General features: G+C 38.7%; 12 protein-coding genes and 1 pseudogene. 3 read left to right on the plus strand and 10 right to left on the minus strand.

What is annotated here, in order from left to right; translation table 11 throughout:
• The 3 genes and pseudogenes from IQ226_RS25245 to IQ226_RS17310 form a co-directional block, all read right to left on the minus strand.
• A pseudogene (locus IQ226_RS25245) lies at positions 1-193 on the minus strand (apolipoprotein N-acyltransferase); the annotation flags it as partial.
• Positions 194-271: 78 nt separating this feature from the next.
• On the minus strand, positions 272-2,896 hold the full coding sequence (gene gyrA, locus IQ226_RS17305) for a DNA topoisomerase (ATP-hydrolyzing) subunit A (protein ID WP_193897299.1): 2,625 nt from the start codon (positions 2,894-2,896) through the stop codon (positions 272-274).
• A gap of 362 nt (positions 2,897-3,258) precedes the next feature.
• Positions 3,259-3,921 (minus strand): glycosyltransferase family A protein, encoded by a 663-nt coding sequence (locus IQ226_RS17310; protein ID WP_193897301.1) that lies wholly within the window; start codon positions 3,919-3,921, stop codon positions 3,259-3,261.
• A gap of 109 nt (positions 3,922-4,030) precedes the next feature.
• On the opposite strand from IQ226_RS17310, the gene IQ226_RS17315 reads away from it, so the two are divergent.
• Positions 4,031-5,008, plus strand: a complete 978-nt coding sequence (locus tag IQ226_RS17315) for a glycosyltransferase (RefSeq protein ID WP_193897303.1) — start codon at positions 4,031-4,033, stop codon at positions 5,006-5,008.
• A 34-nt stretch (positions 5,009-5,042) separates the two neighbouring features.
• On the opposite strand, the gene IQ226_RS17320 is transcribed toward IQ226_RS17315, so the two are convergent.
• The gene (locus tag IQ226_RS17320) at positions 5,043-5,960 is read right to left on the minus strand and encodes an LD-carboxypeptidase (protein WP_193897304.1); all 918 of its coding nucleotides are present in this window, start codon (positions 5,958-5,960) and stop codon (positions 5,043-5,045) included.
• Entirely contained in the window at positions 5,953-6,975 is a 1,023-nt protein-coding gene (locus tag IQ226_RS17325; RefSeq protein ID WP_193897305.1) for a DMT family transporter, read from the minus strand. The genes IQ226_RS17320 and IQ226_RS17325 overlap by 8 nt, the downstream gene beginning before the upstream one ends.
• 129 nt (positions 6,976-7,104) lie before the next feature.
• Here IQ226_RS17325 and mazG point away from each other — a divergent pair, with 129 nt between their 5' ends.
• Complete coding sequence (gene mazG, locus IQ226_RS17330) at positions 7,105-7,905, plus strand: nucleoside triphosphate pyrophosphohydrolase (RefSeq protein ID WP_193897306.1); 801 nt, start codon at positions 7,105-7,107, stop codon at positions 7,903-7,905.
• Between the two features lie 264 nt (positions 7,906-8,169).
• Here the strand turns inward: mazG and IQ226_RS17335 are convergent, their stop codons facing one another.
• From IQ226_RS17335 to IQ226_RS17350, 4 genes are read right to left on the minus strand one after another with little or no spacing between them, the layout of a single operon-like run.
• Positions 8,170-9,249, minus strand: a complete 1,080-nt coding sequence (locus IQ226_RS17335) for an ABC transporter ATP-binding protein (RefSeq protein ID WP_039203133.1) — start codon at positions 9,247-9,249, stop codon at positions 8,170-8,172.
• A gap of 55 nt (positions 9,250-9,304) precedes the next feature.
• Entirely contained in the window at positions 9,305-10,165 is an 861-nt protein-coding gene (locus IQ226_RS17340; protein WP_193897307.1) for a carbohydrate ABC transporter permease, read from the minus strand.
• A 28-nt stretch (positions 10,166-10,193) separates the two neighbouring features.
• Entirely contained in the window at positions 10,194-11,099 is a 906-nt protein-coding gene (locus IQ226_RS17345; RefSeq protein WP_193897308.1) for a carbohydrate ABC transporter permease, read from the minus strand.
• Positions 11,100-11,121: 22 nt separating this feature from the next.
• The gene (locus IQ226_RS17350; protein ID WP_228039521.1) at positions 11,122-12,453 is read right to left on the minus strand and encodes an ABC transporter substrate-binding protein; all 1,332 of its coding nucleotides are present in this window, start codon (positions 12,451-12,453) and stop codon (positions 11,122-11,124) included.
• Positions 12,454-12,573: 120 nt separating this feature from the next.
• Between IQ226_RS17350 and IQ226_RS17355 the strand changes: the two genes are divergently transcribed.
• On the plus strand, positions 12,574-13,914 hold the full coding sequence (locus IQ226_RS17355) for an extracellular solute-binding protein (protein ID WP_193897330.1): 1,341 nt from the start codon (positions 12,574-12,576) through the stop codon (positions 13,912-13,914).
• 441 nt (positions 13,915-14,355) lie between these two features.
• On the opposite strand, the gene IQ226_RS17360 is transcribed toward IQ226_RS17355, so the two are convergent.
• Positions 14,356-16,626, minus strand: a complete 2,271-nt coding sequence (locus tag IQ226_RS17360; RefSeq protein WP_193897332.1) for a CHAT domain-containing protein — start codon at positions 16,624-16,626, stop codon at positions 14,356-14,358.
• Between the last annotated feature and the right edge of the window lie 51 nt (positions 16,627-16,677).

Genomic DNA, 16,677 nt, shown 5'->3' on the forward strand with positions numbered 1-16,677 from the left:
GGGGGTAGGGGGCAGGGGGATCTGTTTTAGATGTATATTTAATAACTAACAGCCATAAGGGTACAAGGGCAATCCAAGCCAGAAACCATGCACCAATGGGGGCTACGGTTACTCCCATGAGTATGCCACTGAGAAAAAATAAGGTATAATATATGACGAGCCTGGGTATCTTTCCCTGTCTGAGTTTGATCATCTCCTTGTGTCCTAAAGTACCTAAAGGAAGGATTCATATCCCCGACTTCTTAGAGAAGTCGGGGATCTTGTTAATTGTCTATTCTGCTTCTTCTAGTTCTCCTGTATCTCCTGTGTCGGGGGGAACAATTGCAACTCCAGTAATGGCATCATCTTCGTCTAGACGCTGCACTTTAACTCCAGTAGCTGACCTTGATTGAATAGAAATGGCATTGACGGCTTGACGAATAATGATACCACGATTGGTGGCCATCATGATTTCGTCGTCGCTGTTGACAATTCGCAGGGTGGCTAATTTGTCTTTGGTTTTGCGGTTTTTGAATTTGGTAGCCATTAAACCTTGTCCAGCACGGTTTTGGAGTCGGAATTGGGAAACGGGAACGCGCTTACCATAACCGCCCATGGTAATGACTAATACCCAGGGTCCGGTACTGTTGGTGTTGGTGACTTCTGCGATTTCTTCGCTATTTTCGATGTCGGTGGTTTCTAGGGTTTCTTCAATTTCGGCGGTTTCTTCGATTTCTTCGATTTCCGCTTCTGTGCCTGTATCTAAGGTGTCAAGAATGGCGGCTGGTAGGATATCCATGCCGATGAGTTCGTCTTGATTTTTAAGTTTCATGGATTTTACACCACGAGTGGCTCTCCCCAGGGGACGCAGTTGATCATGGGTACAGCGGAAGTGAATAGCCATACCTTGACGTGAGCCGATAATGATGCTGTCTTCTACTCTGGCTCTTCTCACCCAGCGCAGTTGGTCGCCTTCTTCTAAGGATATGGCAATTAGTCCGTTGGCGCGAATATGGCTAAATGCTTCCAGGACGGTTTTTTTGATGTTACCGCCTTTGGTGAGCATGACGAGATATTCTTCGCTGCTAAATTCGTCTACGGGGACAATGGAGGTAATTTTTTCTTCTTTGGGGATAGGCAACATTTGCACGATGGGCGTGCCGCGACTGGTACGAGAACCGACGGGGATTTGATAGGCTTTGAGGGAGTAGACGACTCCGCGATCGCTAAAGAATAAGATACTATCATGGTCGCAGCAGGTGAGGAAATGCTCGATGGTATCATCATCTTTGACTTTTGCCCCGGCTTTGCCTCTGGTGGCACGGCTTTGGGATTCAAAGGTGTTAACGGGCATCCGTTTGATGTAACCTTGTTCTGTCACCAGAATAATCGCTTTTTCGTTGGCAATTAAGTCAATATCATCTATGTCTCCTTCCCCATGAGTGATTACTGTCCTCCGGGGTGTGGCGAAACTGGTTTTAATTTGGCTAATTTCCGTTTCAATGATTTCTAGCACCCGTTCCCGTCTGGCTAAAATATCCTCTAAATCGCCAATTTTAACTTGTAAATCCTCGTGTTCCAGGCGAATTTTATCGGCTTCTAGCGCTGTTAGTCGCCGTAGTTGCATTTGCAAAATTGCGTCTGCTTGCACTTCCGACAGTCCGTAAGTGGTGATTAATTCCCCTTTGGCTGTGGGTGCGTCTGGTGCATGACGAATTAAAACAATAATTGCATCTAATCGTGATAGGGCAATTAATAAACCTTGCAATAGGTGATCTCGTTCCTGGGCCTTCCTTAATTCGTAGCGGGTGCGGCGTTCAATGGAGAGAATGCGGAAATCTAGGAAGACGCTGAGGAAACGTTTGAGGTTCAGGGTTTGGGGTTCACTGTTGACTAGTGCCAACATATTTGCCCCAAAGTTAGACTGTAAAGGGGTTTGTTTATAAAGGTTGTTTAAAACGACACGGGGATAGGCATCTCGTTTTAATTCTATAACGATTCTCATGCCATCGCGATCGCTCTCGTCTCGGATATCTGCAATGCCGTCAATGCGTTTATCATTCACCAATTCGGCAATTTTTTCAATTAATGCGGCTTTATTGGTTTGGTAAGGCAGTTCGGTGATAATAATTGCTTCCCGTTCTGGACGGTTGCGTTGGGCGATGGTTTCAATATTGGCAACACCCCGCATGGTAATTGAACCGCGCCCAGTGGTGTAAGCTTCTTTAATGCCACTGACTCCCAAAATCTGCGCCCCAGTCGGGAAATCGGGACCATGAATATACTGCATTAACTGAATGTCAGTTATTTCGGGATTGTGAATTAGGGCTACTAATCCATCAATCAATTCTCCCAAGTTATGTGGGGGAATATTTGTCGCCATGCCCACAGCAATTCCCGAAGAACCATTTAACAGCAGTTGGGGAATGCGAGAGGGTAAAACGGTAGGTTCTTGTTGCGAACCATCGAAGTTATCGGCAAAATCTACGGTTTCGGCTTCAATATCTTGGAGGAGGGCAACACTGGTTAATGCGTGCAAGCGACATTCTGTGTACCGCATTGCCGCCGGCGGATCATTGTCCACTGAACCAAAGTTACCATGTCCACTGATAAGAGGCGATCGCATGGAAAAATCCTGCGCCATCCGCACCAGGGCATCATACACTGCCGTGTCACCATGAGGGTGATATTTACCTAATACTTCCCCCACCACACGGGCGCATTTTCTAAAGGGGCGATCATGTAGTAAACCCAGTTCGTGCATGGCATAGAGGATGCGACGATGCACAGGTTTGAGTCCATCCCTAGCATCTGGCAGCGCCCGACCTACAATGACGCTCATGGCGTATTCTAGATAAGACCGCGACATTTCACCTCGCAAATCCGTCGGGATAATCCTCTCCTGTGAGGTTGTCATAAACTCGAAAACTCCAAAAAAATGTAGATTTTAGGCTTCAACTTGACAAAAGACAAAATTATGTCAAATTAACTTTGAATAGTTGTCATATTTTGCTATAATTCTAACATATTCTCCCACAATTCACACAAATACTATCCAATCTTCAAAAAGAGTCAATTTACAACTTACATAAACAGGCTAGATAATTGCCAACAATCTCCCAATTTAATTGATTAATTGCATCTAAAAATAACTTTCTTGAAAGAAAATATTTTATAGATGCAGTTTAAAAAATCAACTCAAAACTCCAACTAGAAATAGTGGCAAATCCTGCTATTTGTTTTGTTAATTTACTTCCAAAAGTTAGATATTAGATTATGTTAATTAGCGGCAGACATTTTATCTAAGAAAATCTTAGTCGTACTATCTTCTACCCTCGTATAAATATAGGTTTCTGGCTCTTTAATTTTCTGAGTTTTGAAGATTTTTTCGGCACGCTCCCATAAATCTGCATCCTCGCCATAGGGAATATTATTAAATCCCTTTAATTCAAAAAACATCTGTCTTTTTCCAAAAAATGTAGCACCGACAACACATTCTCTAATATTAATTGTTTGATCAGGTTGAAAATAATCAGGAACAGAAAATTCCTCCTCAATTTCACATCCACCCTCAATCAAGTCAATCTCTGGATTAGCTTGCATAAATTCCAGCCGCGATTCTAGATGATGGGCTTTATAAGTATCGTCACTGTCAATAAACGTGATATAGTTACCAAAAGACGCTTGAATACCCGCATTTCTGGCGTAAGCGGCTTTCCGATTTTGATGTTTAAGATAACGGATATTATTCAATTTCTGTAAGTAACCATTGACAATTTCAAAAGTATGATCTTGGCTACCATCATCAACTACAATTAATTCAAAATCCTGAAAAGTTTGTTGAAGTACACTATTTATGCAATCGTTTAAATATTTTGCTCGGTTATAGGTACATAAAATAATCGAGATTGTCGGTTTAGGGTCAAAATTTATACTAGGCATTTTTTTGAGGTTGAACAAAAGTTCCCTGAAATTAGGTATAACTCGCATATTATACGTTATTTATAGATTACTATAAAAATCAGCCATTTGTTCAAAATCATTAAATATTATGAATCAAAAGCAGCTTATTCAACAAGAGTTAAATCCTCAAATTACAGTTGTTATGCCAGTGTATAATGGCGAAAAATATCTTGATACAGCAATCAAGAGTATTCTAAATCAAACGTTTACGAATTTTGAACTTGTCATTGTAGATGATGCTTCAACAGATAGCAGCGTAAAAATTATAAGTTCCTATGAAGACAAACGCATCAAATTAATTAAAAACAATGTAAATCTGGGGATACCAACAACTAGAAATAAATGTTTGCAAGCATCATCAGGTGAATACATTGCTGTTTTAGATTGTGATGATTATGCTTATCCATCAAGATTAGCAGAACAATTTGAGTTTATGGAAAATAACCCAGAGTTTGGTATGGTTGGGTCTTGGGTTGAATTAATGGATGATCAGGATAATTTGACCGGTGAAGTATGGAATGAGGAAGAACCCTATCAAAAAATTCCTTGTCGGCTGCTATTCCATAATTATTTTGCTCATTCAGCAGTTTTGATGAGAAGAAGTGCAATCAACGCAGTTGAGATAAATGGAGAGGTTTACAGAAAAGATTATCCAAATGCTCAAGATTATGATCTATGGGTAAGAATATCCAAAAAATTCAAAGTTTGGAATATTCCCAAAGTGTTAATTAAATATCGTGTACATTCTAATTGTATAAGTCTAAAAGCCGCAAATTTAGTTGAAAAATTGACCTATAAAATACTTACTGCTCAAATCAATGATTTAGGTATTCAACCCACTGATAAAGAATTAGCATTACATAGACAAATAGGATCATATAATCCCCAAAAACTTGATACATCTATAGAGTACATGAAAGAAGTAGCAAATTGGTTAACAGTTCTCAGAAATGCTAATCATAAAACAGGTTTATACAATCATCATGATTTTAATCAAGTTCTCGCAGATTTACAGTTATTTATGTTTTGTCATTGTCTTAAACAGGGAATAGGGAATAGGGAATAGATAAGAAACATAGTGTCTAATAATATATCTATATCTATGAGGTAAAATGCAATGTTCCTTGTTCCGCGTCCAATGTTGCCATTATTCCCACAGGTAAGGCAGCATTGGGATTATCATGACCAAAGGGGAGATGAGAAACTATGGGAATACCCAAATCACCCAAGCGATCGCGCAAAACTTCCTCTACAGTAAAACTAGGTATGTTAGGAGGGGCTTCACATTGGGTAAATCCACCTAAAGCAATACCGCGAACTTGGGACAAAACCCCACTTAATCGCCACTGAGTTAACATCCTATCAATGCGATAAGGTACTTCTGTGACATCTTCTAAGGCTAAGATCACACCATCAAGGTTGGGTAAAATCGGTGTTCCTAAAAGATGGGTAGCGACTGTGAGATTACCAGGAAGTAAGATTCCTGTACTTGTCCCACCACCCCAACCACAACCCTTTAAAGGTGAGAGGGGACGACCTTCTACTATGTCTAATAACCGCTTGATTGACCATTCTGGCTCATTGGCTAGGGTAGTCATGACGGGACCATGTACACTGGCAATTCTGGCGTTGTAGAGACTCCAAAGCAGGGCTGTAATGTCAGAAAAGCCGATTAACCATTTAGGGGTAATGGTATTTTCTTGCCAATTCCAATCTTCTAAAATCCGGGTGCTACCAAAACCACCTCTCGCGCAGAGGATACCCTTGCATTCTGGATCTTGCCATGCCGTGGCTAATTGCTGACGACGGTGGGCATCTGTACCGGCTAGATAACCATGTCTATTATCTATATTTTCGCTAATTTTAATCCGATAGCCGTGCGACTTCCAAATTTCCACACCTTGATTAAAAGCCTCAACTTCTCGCAATGCACCACTGGGGGCAATGACGCGCAGTAAATCACCGGGTTTGAGGGGTGGGGGTAGGAGGGTAGATTTGAGATTTTGAATATTAGACATCAAGAGAATTACTGGCGGTTGTTAAATTCTGAGTAGATGTGGTAGTTGTATCGGTGATAGTAGGTTTCTGATTTCCGCCGATATTTTCCCGTTGGTTAATTAAATAAATACTGATTAAGGTAAGAAAAACCCCAAACCATTGAATAGTAGTCAGGACTTCATTGAGAAAAATATAACCAAATATTAAAGCAAAAACGGGTGTGAGAAAAGTCAGAGAACTTAAACTGGTGAGATTACCACTAGAGGCAAAGTAGAAGAATAATCCATAGGCGATCGCACTGCCAAATACAGTAGCATAACCTAATGCCATCCAGTCCCATAGGACAAGATTTTCCCACTGTTGAGATTCTAATACTGAAGAAATTCCCCACAAAGGCAAGCCACCGATAATTGTATGCCATCCTGTAGCCGTTACTGGATCTGCATATCGGCACACAAACCGAATCATCACCGTTCCCACAGCCATTGATAAAGCAGCAAGTAACATTAATAACTCACCACGATTAAATAACTCTTGCCAATTATCTATGGAAATGGTTATCCCCGCGTCAAAAAGATGGAAAATCCACTCTTGGGGTAAACCAATCAGACTAATTCCTGTAATTCCCAAACCTAACCCCAACCATCCCCATAATCCAATATGTTCTTGAAATAGCCAGAGGGAAAGTAAAGCTACTGCTAGAGGTTGGGAATCTATCATCACCGAACCTAAGCCGGCATTGGTTCTGACTAAACCTTCGGCTAAAAAGCCTTGAAATAACGTACCATCAACTAAAGCAAATATAATAATCCACAACCATGCTAACCAACTTTGAGGTTGGGGTTTACCCATGAATGCAGCCACCATGAGAATTAACACCCCCGCAGGTATTAATCTAACTCCCGCCATAAATAGGGGTGTGGTGTGAGGAATTACGCCTTTCATGGCCACCATTGCTGTACCCCAAAGGAAAAAAGGAGCAATTAATAGCAGATACGCGAGGGGATTTTTAGATCCACGGAGTTGCACTTGCATGAGATGATTGTGGTTTTTATGAACAGATGAAAAAATTAGTTTAACTGATTTTACGGTTTCCCCCTCGTGGCAAAATTAAGAAACGTAAAGTTAGCCCCAGTCGTCGCAGTGTCAAAAAGCGGTAAAAAGATGGAAATTAATCAGACTTTAGAGGCGTTACAAGAGTTAATAAATGTGGTGGCGAAATTGCGATCGCCTCAAGGTTGTCCTTGGGATTTGGCACAAACCCCATCAAGTCTAACTCCATATATAATTGAAGAGGCTTATGAGGTAGTAGACGCAATTCAAACTGGGGATAAACAGGCTATTTCTGAAGAATTAGGTGATTTATTATTACAAGTAGTATTACAGGCGCAAATTGCCAGTGAAGCGGGTGATTTTTCTCTGCAAGAAGTTGCAGAGGGTATTGCTCAAAAGTTAATACGTCGTCATCCTCATGTATTTGCTGATGTTACCGTGGCCAGTATGGAAGAGGTACACAAAAATTGGGAAACGATTAAAGCAGCAGAAAAAGGAGAAACTGTAGAAGAGCAAAAACTCAGTCATAAATTAAATCGTTATCGTCGTAGCCTTCCCCCCTTAAATGCGGCGATGAAGATATCTGAAAAAGCTGCTAAGGTTGGTTTTGAGTGGAATAATGTAGATGAAGTTTGGGGCAAATTTCATGAAGAGTTGGGGGAATTTCAACAGGCTTTAGCTGAAGAAACCAAAGAAAGACAAGAATCCGAATTAGGTGATTTACTATTTGCCATTATTCAAATTGCTAGATGGCATAAACTTGATCCCAGTGCGGGTTTACAAGGGACAAGTCAGCGATTTATTCAAAGGTTGCAAAAAATGGAGGATGTGATTGAACGTCCGTTGACAGATTATAGTTTAGAAGAATTAGATACCCTGTGGCAACAGGCTAAAGCCCAACTTGGTCACTAGGTGCTAAATAGCAATTGGTGATATATTTGCGTGAGACCAATTAATATTTAGAACATTTACAGCAGTTTTCATCTATTTAAACCAGACTTTGATTACCTTCTTCCTTTGCGCCTTCCCTACTTTGCGCTTTTGCGCGAAACAAAAACCGTGGTTCATTTACCTGAAATTCGCTTTATTCATAAGTGGGGCTTGCTGAAAAAGTTGACTTGTCAGTTCGCCATTTAGTTATGGCTGACAGTAAAATAATCGCCATATTTACGCCATTTATCTGCGTAATAGCTGATTACCAGATTGAACATCAAACCAGTGAAGATTTTGGGACGGTAAAGTTAATCTCATCTCTTCATGATTAGATTTTTCGTCTGGAGTTAACAAAACACGCACGGTCAACGCTTCCGCGTCATAACTATCAATACGCACACTTACTAAATTGTGCATACCTAAATTTTCCACCAGATATACTCGGCCTTGAATAGTCTGTGTATCCCCTGGTTGTGCAATCCTGATGTGTTCTGGACGGATACCTAACACAATTTTGGATGGTACTGTTGGTATATCTGGCAACAGTATTTTTGCATCACCTAACATTGCATAGTGTCCCTGACATGATAAAGTTAGCAAGTTCATTTTTGGACTACCAACAAATCCAGCTACAAATAAATTGGCTGGCTCATTGTATATACGTTCTGGTGAGTCGAGTTGCTGGACAAAACCATGATTAAGCACAGCCACTTTTGTTGAAAGTGTCATTGCTTCTGTTTGATCGTGCGTGACATAAACCACTGGAGCTTTTTGGAGAGCAAATATTTGTTTAATATCAGCACGGACTTGTTCCCGTAAAACTGCATCCAGGTTACTCAGTGGTTCATCCAGCAAGTAAACTTCAGCATGACGCACTAAAGCTCGACCGACAGCGACCCTCTGTCTTTGCCCCCCTGATAGTTGTCCGGGTTTGCGCTGTAGCAATTCCTCTAATCCCAACAGTTCTGAAACTGCTGTTACGCGACGCTGAATTTCAACAGAAGGGGTTTTTTTCAACTTGAGTCCAGAGGCTAAGTTTTCAGATACAGTCATATGTGGGTAAAGGGCATAACTTTGAAATACCATCGCCATATTGCGATCGCCGGGACGTTTAAATGTGATATTCTCATCTCCAAGCAGTATCTGTCCGCTAGTTGGTTCCTCTAACCCTGCAATCATTCGTAGTATTGTTGACTTACCACAACCACTCGGACCTAGTAAAGTGAGAAATTCATTGTCATTTACAGTTAAATTAATGTTTTTAACTGGAATAATTTTAGAACTATAGGCTTTATTTAGGTTTTTTAGTTCCAGTTTTACCATTGTTCTGCTTTTAATTAATGATTTTATTTTTTGACTATTCTTACTTCTTCCTTTGTTATTGCTTAACAGCACCAGCCGTAAGACCTTGAATGATCTGACGCTGAAAAAAGAAAAGAAGTAAAACTAAGGGGAACGTACCAACCACCGTCGCCGCAGCAATAGGTCCATAAGGAATCTCAAATACTGTAGCACCTCCCAATTGTGCCACTGCCACGGGAATCGTTTTCATTTCGTCACGAGTAATAAATGTCAGAGCAAAGATAAACTCATTCCAGGCAAAAATAAAAGTGATAATTCCAGTTGTTACCAAAGCAGGAATTGTCAATGGTAGTAGTATTTGCAGTAACATTTGCACAGTATTGTAGCCATCCACTCTGGCAGCATCTTCCAAGTCTTTTGGTAATTGCTGGAAATAACTGCGTAATACCAAAATTGTTAATGGTAAATTAATAGCTGTATAAGGAATAATCAGCGATAAATAGTTATTACCTAGATGTAACCCCTTGATAATTTCTAAAAGTCCCAAAAATAATAAAATTCCTGGGAATAAAGTAACAATCAAGATAGCTGCTATGATGGCTGTGCCACCCCAAGGACGTAACCTTGCTAAGACATAGGCCGCAGGCGCACCCACTACCAAAGATAAAACTGTAGAAACAATGGAGACAAAAGCACTATTCAATATATAAAGCCAAAACGGACGACTAGTAAATAATTCGATGTAGTGATTGAAAGTAATTCGAGCAGGAAAATAAACGGTAGGAATTTTGGCAATATCTTGATTGAGTTTAAATGAGGTGAGTATTTGCCACATCAGTGGAGCTAGACAGAAAACCAATATTGGGAAAATTAGTACCCAAATTAAGATTTGTTGTCCTGAATTTTTGACTTTTGTTTGTAGTTTGGGACTTGTCATCAATTTTTTCTCGGTGACAGTATAGAAATTAGTAAATGCGCTTCACAGAAAATTTCTTGAGTAACAAACTAGCAATAGCTACTGCTGTAATCAACAAAAGAAATGTCACCACAACTAAAGCTGCTCCATATCCAAAATCTAAGTAACGCATCACGGTAGAGTAGATATACAGTGATACTACTTCCGTTGCACCACCCGGACCTCCACCAGTCATAACAGAAATCAAGTCAAAAACTCCAAAGGACTGAGCAAACCGAAACAAGGTAGCAATGAGTATTTGCGGACTCAATAGGGGTAGGGTAATCTGGTAGAAACTTTGCCAGGGTGTTGCACCATCCATCAGATGAGCTTCATACAAGTCAGGTGAAATTGACTGCAAACCAGCTAATAGCAAAATACTAATAAATGGAGTCGTTTTCCACACATCTGCAACTATCACGGCTATCATTGCTAATGTCGGTTCTCCCAACCAATTAATACCAGTTTGAATCAAACCTAACCGTAATAGAATATCATTAACAACTCCAAATTGGTCATTAAAAATCCAAGCCCAAGCAATACCAATGAGGGCGGTGGGCAAAGCCCAAGGTAGAATAGCTATTGTCCGTACTCCACCCCTGCCAAAAAACTGCTTATTTAGGACTAGGGCAATACCCAATCCCAGCAGTAACTCTAACAACACTGTTGATAAAGTGAATACTGTTGTTGTCCTCAAACTTTCCCAAAAACGACCATCCCCCACCATTCGCAGGTAATTGCTAAAACCACAAAAGACCGGTTGTAGTTTCGTTCCTAAGTTTTGAGTAAAAAAACTTAACCAAAAGGCTCGGACTATTGGATAGCCAAAGACAAATAGCAGCAACAGCATAGCAGGTAGTAGCAAAATCCATGCTGTTCGTTGTTCTTGACTTCTGATGGTTTGTTTGGTATTCATAGCTCATAAAGTTTTTTCATCGTTAATCTCCAGTCCCCAGTAATCTTCGAGTTTCATTAGCAGCAGCTTCCATTGCTGTTTCCGGGGTCATCCGATTTGTGAGTGCGGCACTAAGATAACGCTGTAAAATATCTGATACTTGGGCATACTGGGGGATGGGTGGACGTAAAACAGCTTTATCAGCTATTTTGAGTAACTGAGAATAATGAGGGTATTTACTGACAATTTCTGGATCTGTAAATAATGAGCGCCTGCTTGGCACAAAACCCCCTTTCAAAATAAATTGGCGCTGTGCTTCTTCACTGGTAAAGTATTGAATTGCTTTCCAAGCTTCTTGAGGATGTTTAGAAGATTTGGCAATTCCCAATCCCCAACCGCCTAAACAAGTTCCTCCCATGTTACCAGGACTACTGGCCATAAGTTTTATCCCAATTTTATCTTTAATGGGAGAATCTTCACCATTGGCTAGAGGCCAAACATAAGGCCAACTGCGTAAAAATGCCGCTTGACCGCTTTGAAATATACGTCTTGTATCCTCCTCCATATATGTTGTAGTTCCAGGTGGGGAAATTTCCTGTTCAATGGTATCTTTTAGAAAAGAGATCGCCTTTAATGTCTCAGGTTTATCTAAACCCACTTCTAAGTTTTCAGGATTCACCCAAAATCCACCAAAACCTTGCAAAACTTCCACAAACATAGCCGCTAGTCCTTCGTACTGCCTTCCTTGCCAAAGATATCCCCAATTAATTTTTCCTTGGTTTTTTAAAGACTGAGAAATTTTGAATAACTCTGTAAAGCTTTCTGGTGGTTCAAATCCCCCTTGATCTAGCAGGTCTTTCCGGTAGTAAAGGACTCCTAAATCACTTCGGATCGGAATTCTGTAAAGTTTTCCTTCGTAACGTCCCGCTTCTATATCTGTGGGTGAAAATTTAGCTAACTCTTCTGCGGTAAGACCATTACTCAAGTCTAATAACCAACCAGCAGCAGCAAACTTGGGTGTCCAAATAACATCCATGTTGACCAAATCATAAGGGGATTCACTTAAGATAAATGCTGAAGTATATAAGTCTTCCACTAAATTTGTAGCGTTTGGACCTTCGATTAAATTGATACGAATCCCTGGATTTTTGGCTTCAAAGTCTTTTATTATACCTTGCTTCCAAGGTTGAGCATCGGGAGCAGTTAATAATAAATTCAGGACTACTGGTTGGTTTGATAAAGCTTGCGGCACGGAAAGTAAGATAATGCTGAGTAAAACAATGAGGAATATGCCTGTGTAATGTTTAAGATTTAGCAATATCTTTTTTTGCGGGTTTGTTTTGTTAAAATCAAAGGGTTTCATGGTAAAAACCATAATATAACAATTTTTTGCTGGATTTTGCAGGTTGTTATCATCTACTATATAAAACCTGGATAAAACCAAACTTTACTTTTTACTTCAATTTTTCTGGCTTTAATACATTTAATTCTGATTATGAAGAATCCCAATTTTTTAAACCAATTGTCAGGGTTATTACAGAGAATTACACCCACAACACATAAGTTGACTGTACCATTGTTTACTGTTGCTTTAGGTTTGAGTGTAACATTATATGCCTGTCAGTCATCGGCTCAGAAAGAAATTACCCTATGTTTTGCTGTACCTGCAAACGAAATAACAAATTGGAACCAGTTAACTGAAAAGTTTAATAATGATAATAAGGGTAAGATTAAAATTACCCTCAATAAACCAGATGATCGGGAGATAGAGACATTAAAAAAAATGTATTCAGACAGTTTGATTAAGGATAAAAATACCAATAATAGCAACGTAGAATGTGGTGATGATAATCATCATTATGACTTAATTTACACTGACATTATTTGGTTGCGTGAGTTTGCACAATATCTTCTCCCTCTTGATAAACACTTTAAAGAAGAGGAATTGCAAGGTTTTCTTAAGACTGAAATTGATAATGGCAAGTATAAATCAAAACTTTATCGTATTCCTTTTCGCACTGATGTAGGCGTACTTTACTACAATAATGAGTTACTAAAAAGTAAAAAAGTACAAGTACCAAAGACTCCCGAGGATTTCCTAAAAACTGCCCAAAATTTCAATAAGAATAATGACTTAGATTACTTATCATGGCCAAATAAGGGAGAAGCACTAGTGCCTATGTTTGTAGAAGTCCTTTATGCTTATGATGGTTTTTGGATTAATCCGTATGATCAAGTTGTTGGATTAGACAGTCCAAAAGCTATCAAAGCGGTTAAATTCTTAAGAAAAATTCCGTCAGACACTGCTGAAGAACAAGATGCCAAAAACAAGTTTATAGAGGGAAATAGTGCTTTTTTACGTAGTTGGCCTGGTGTGTGGGCTGAAGCTCAGAAGCCAGAGTCAAAGGTTCGAGGCAAAATTGGTATTGCACCCGTAGTTGGTGGAAAAGGTTGTCATGGCGGTTGGGGTTTAGCAATTGCTAAGAATATAGATAAAGAACGTCAAGAAGCAGCTATAAAAGCAGTCAAGTTTCTCACTAGTCGTGAATCTCAGTTACTCTTTACTTTATCACATGGGTCTGTTCCTACTCGTAAAGACCTATTTTTTGATCCCTTAATTGTTTCTAGATATAGTCATTATCCAGAACTTTTCAAAATGGTGGACAAAACGGTTTCACGTCCACGTCTTGCTAGATATGAGGAAGTATCTAATATTTTACAAAAGCATCTCAAAGAAGCCTTAGATCCCAAAAACGATGAAAAAGTTTCCGAGATAATGAAAAAAGCTGCCGAAGAGACTCGAGAAGTCCTGAAGAATAAGAAAAAAAGTCAGTAAAAATGTGATGAAACTTACTGGATACCACCTTTAAAACATCCTCTCAGGCTATCAGCAGGGATTAATAAAAACAGGACTTACGCAACTGGCACATTAGTAAGGTGTGTCAGACATCAATAATCTGTTTATTTGCAGGATATATGCAGTCTGACGCAACCTATAACCCTCTTTTGTCACTTTCCGATTTCTCCCATCAGTAAAAAGTTTTCAAGAGATGCAATATCAACTGATTCAGATGATTCAGATGTTTGTCATTAAAATTTCATGGCTTGGGTATCTTCTGTAATTTCTACTTATAAATAACTGTGCGATCGCTTTCCAGACAGTAGTTCCAGAGTTGGGAAATTGTAAGACTTTTCGGAGAGTGACAGAACAGGGATAACTACAAATAGAACGGAAGCAGGGGTAATTCATGAATTACCCCTACGCAAAAATCACGTTTTAAGTTCGCTTTGGCGTAAGTAATAATAAATCTTTATCATTAGTAGTAGCTACAATCAATGAGGTTTTATTGTCTTTTTCCCAAAAGGCCATGTCTGTTATTGTTTTTGTGGCTGTTTCTGTTTCTGTCGGTATTTTTGTCCATGATGAATTATTATGCTCCCACAATTCGACATATTCTTTATATTCATCTTTTTTTTTGTTATTATCACCAATAACAGCCATATACTTATCATCAGGACTAAGAATAATATCTCTAAAGGATGGGATTTGGCTATTGTTGGGTTTGATGTTGTTATTACACTCGTATTTTTTACAACTAGAAATCTTTCTATTTATTACTTGAATAACTGTAATATCTACGTTTTTTAGATCAATATCAATACTTTTTTTTAAATCCCACCCAAATACGTTACCTGTCACATCGGACATAACTAAATAATTGTTATCTGAGTTATCTGAACTGAACCTTAACTGAAGCTTATACTTACCCTGATCACGAATATCTTTGATTTTTATGACTTCTTGATCTTGAATCTGCCACAATTCTACTTGTCCAGAAATATTTGCTGCTGCTAAATAGTTATTGTTATTGTTACTGAAGCTAATTTTGACTATACTACTCAATATTTTTGGAAAGTTTGAAGATTTAAGTTTTAATTCTTGTAGCTTACCACTTCCATGTTCTGGCAACCTTAGCACATTAATAGTTGATTGCATATCTGCAACAGCTAGATACTTATTGTCACTGCTAAATGAAAGGTCAACTATATTTCTCTCTTCTTCACAGTGAATTTGCCTTTTCAATAATTCATCTCTTTTGATAACATCTTCAGGTTTTAATCTGTCTATCTCAAATACTCTTAATGTATTGTCTAAACTGCTAGTAGCTAGATATTTACCATCAGGAGTAAATTCTATAGAATGAATCACACCATTCCATGATTTACAAATAGACGGTGCTGGTGATAGTAATTTAGAAATACCAGCAATTATAATTATGGAAGCGGTAACAATTACAGTTAAACCAAATAATATCTTTTTTGATTTAAAAGTGTTAATTATTTTAGAAACCCCGGTTTTAATTACATTTAGTCTTGGGGAGAAAAACTTAAATAAGAAAGTCAACAAACGGGTTATTACACCTGGAGTCGGACAAATATAGTCCGGCTGATTTCGATGGGAATAATAAATCACAGGTAACCATGTTGCTCCGGGAAATTCACTGTCTCTTATCTCTAACATTTGCGTAGCTTTACAAACTGCTAAAGACAACTGCTGACCTCCTTTAACAAACTCTTGCCCAAAGTTTAAGAAAAATTTAGAGGCAAAACTATCTGGGACAGGTTCTTTCATGACAATTACAGCCGGAACTTTTACCTGTGTCAAAACATTCGCAATTCCTAACCCATCACAAGAATTGAATATTGCTATTTTTAACCCTTTTTCTACGGATTCTTTTAGTGCTGACTTAAGATCATTTAAAGATAGAGAATCGCTATCATTAATTTGAATTGTTCCAGTTCTTTCCTGACTAGAACTATGTCCTGAAAAAAATAAAATATCCCACTTGGAATGCCATAATAATTCATTCACTCTATCTCTATTTGGTTTTTCTTCAATTTGAACCCTTACACCATTATTATTTTTTAACTTATACAATTGTTCTTTCTCAGGCTGTTGATTTAAGCCATTTTCATCGCTACCGAAAATCGCTAAAATTTTTACGGGTGATTTTAAAACATGACCATGATCATGACTATTTTTTTTAGATTTAGAGAAACATTCTGATAAAGCACATCCTGATAAAGCAAAGGTACTCTTAATAGTATCACTTAAATCCAATGAGTCTCTCCATAATTGCCAGGGAAGTCTACGGAGGATATCATTATCATCCTTATTTACATCAAAGTGACTAAAAACAAGATTAATACGGACAACAGTTTCATTAGCTGGAATTTTCTTTTTAATTTTTTCACTCAGCGCATAGAAATTTCCATCTCTAAACCATTTGTTACTACAATCTTCTAATGCTCTTTTAGCTTCTTCACACTTTTTTGAGTGCGATGTTAAACGTGCATCTCCAGCTTTAGTTAAACGAAGCCTAGTGTTTTCTCGTGATCCATCTTGCCATTGTTTATATAGCTGTGGAATTTCCGGTGATGCGGGAAATGTAAATTCCGTAGTCGCTGGACTACTGTCATCAAGTAATTCTCCCGAAAATCCTGTATTAAAACTACCTGAATTAACTTTAAGTACAAGGTTAAGCATAGAACAGTAAATGAGGTAGATGTACGAAAAATCATGCTTATTTTCCTATTT

The organism is Dolichospermum sp. LEGE 00240 (assembly GCF_015207875.1).
GTDB lineage: Bacteria > Cyanobacteriota > Cyanobacteriia > Cyanobacteriales > Nostocaceae > Dolichospermum > Dolichospermum gracile.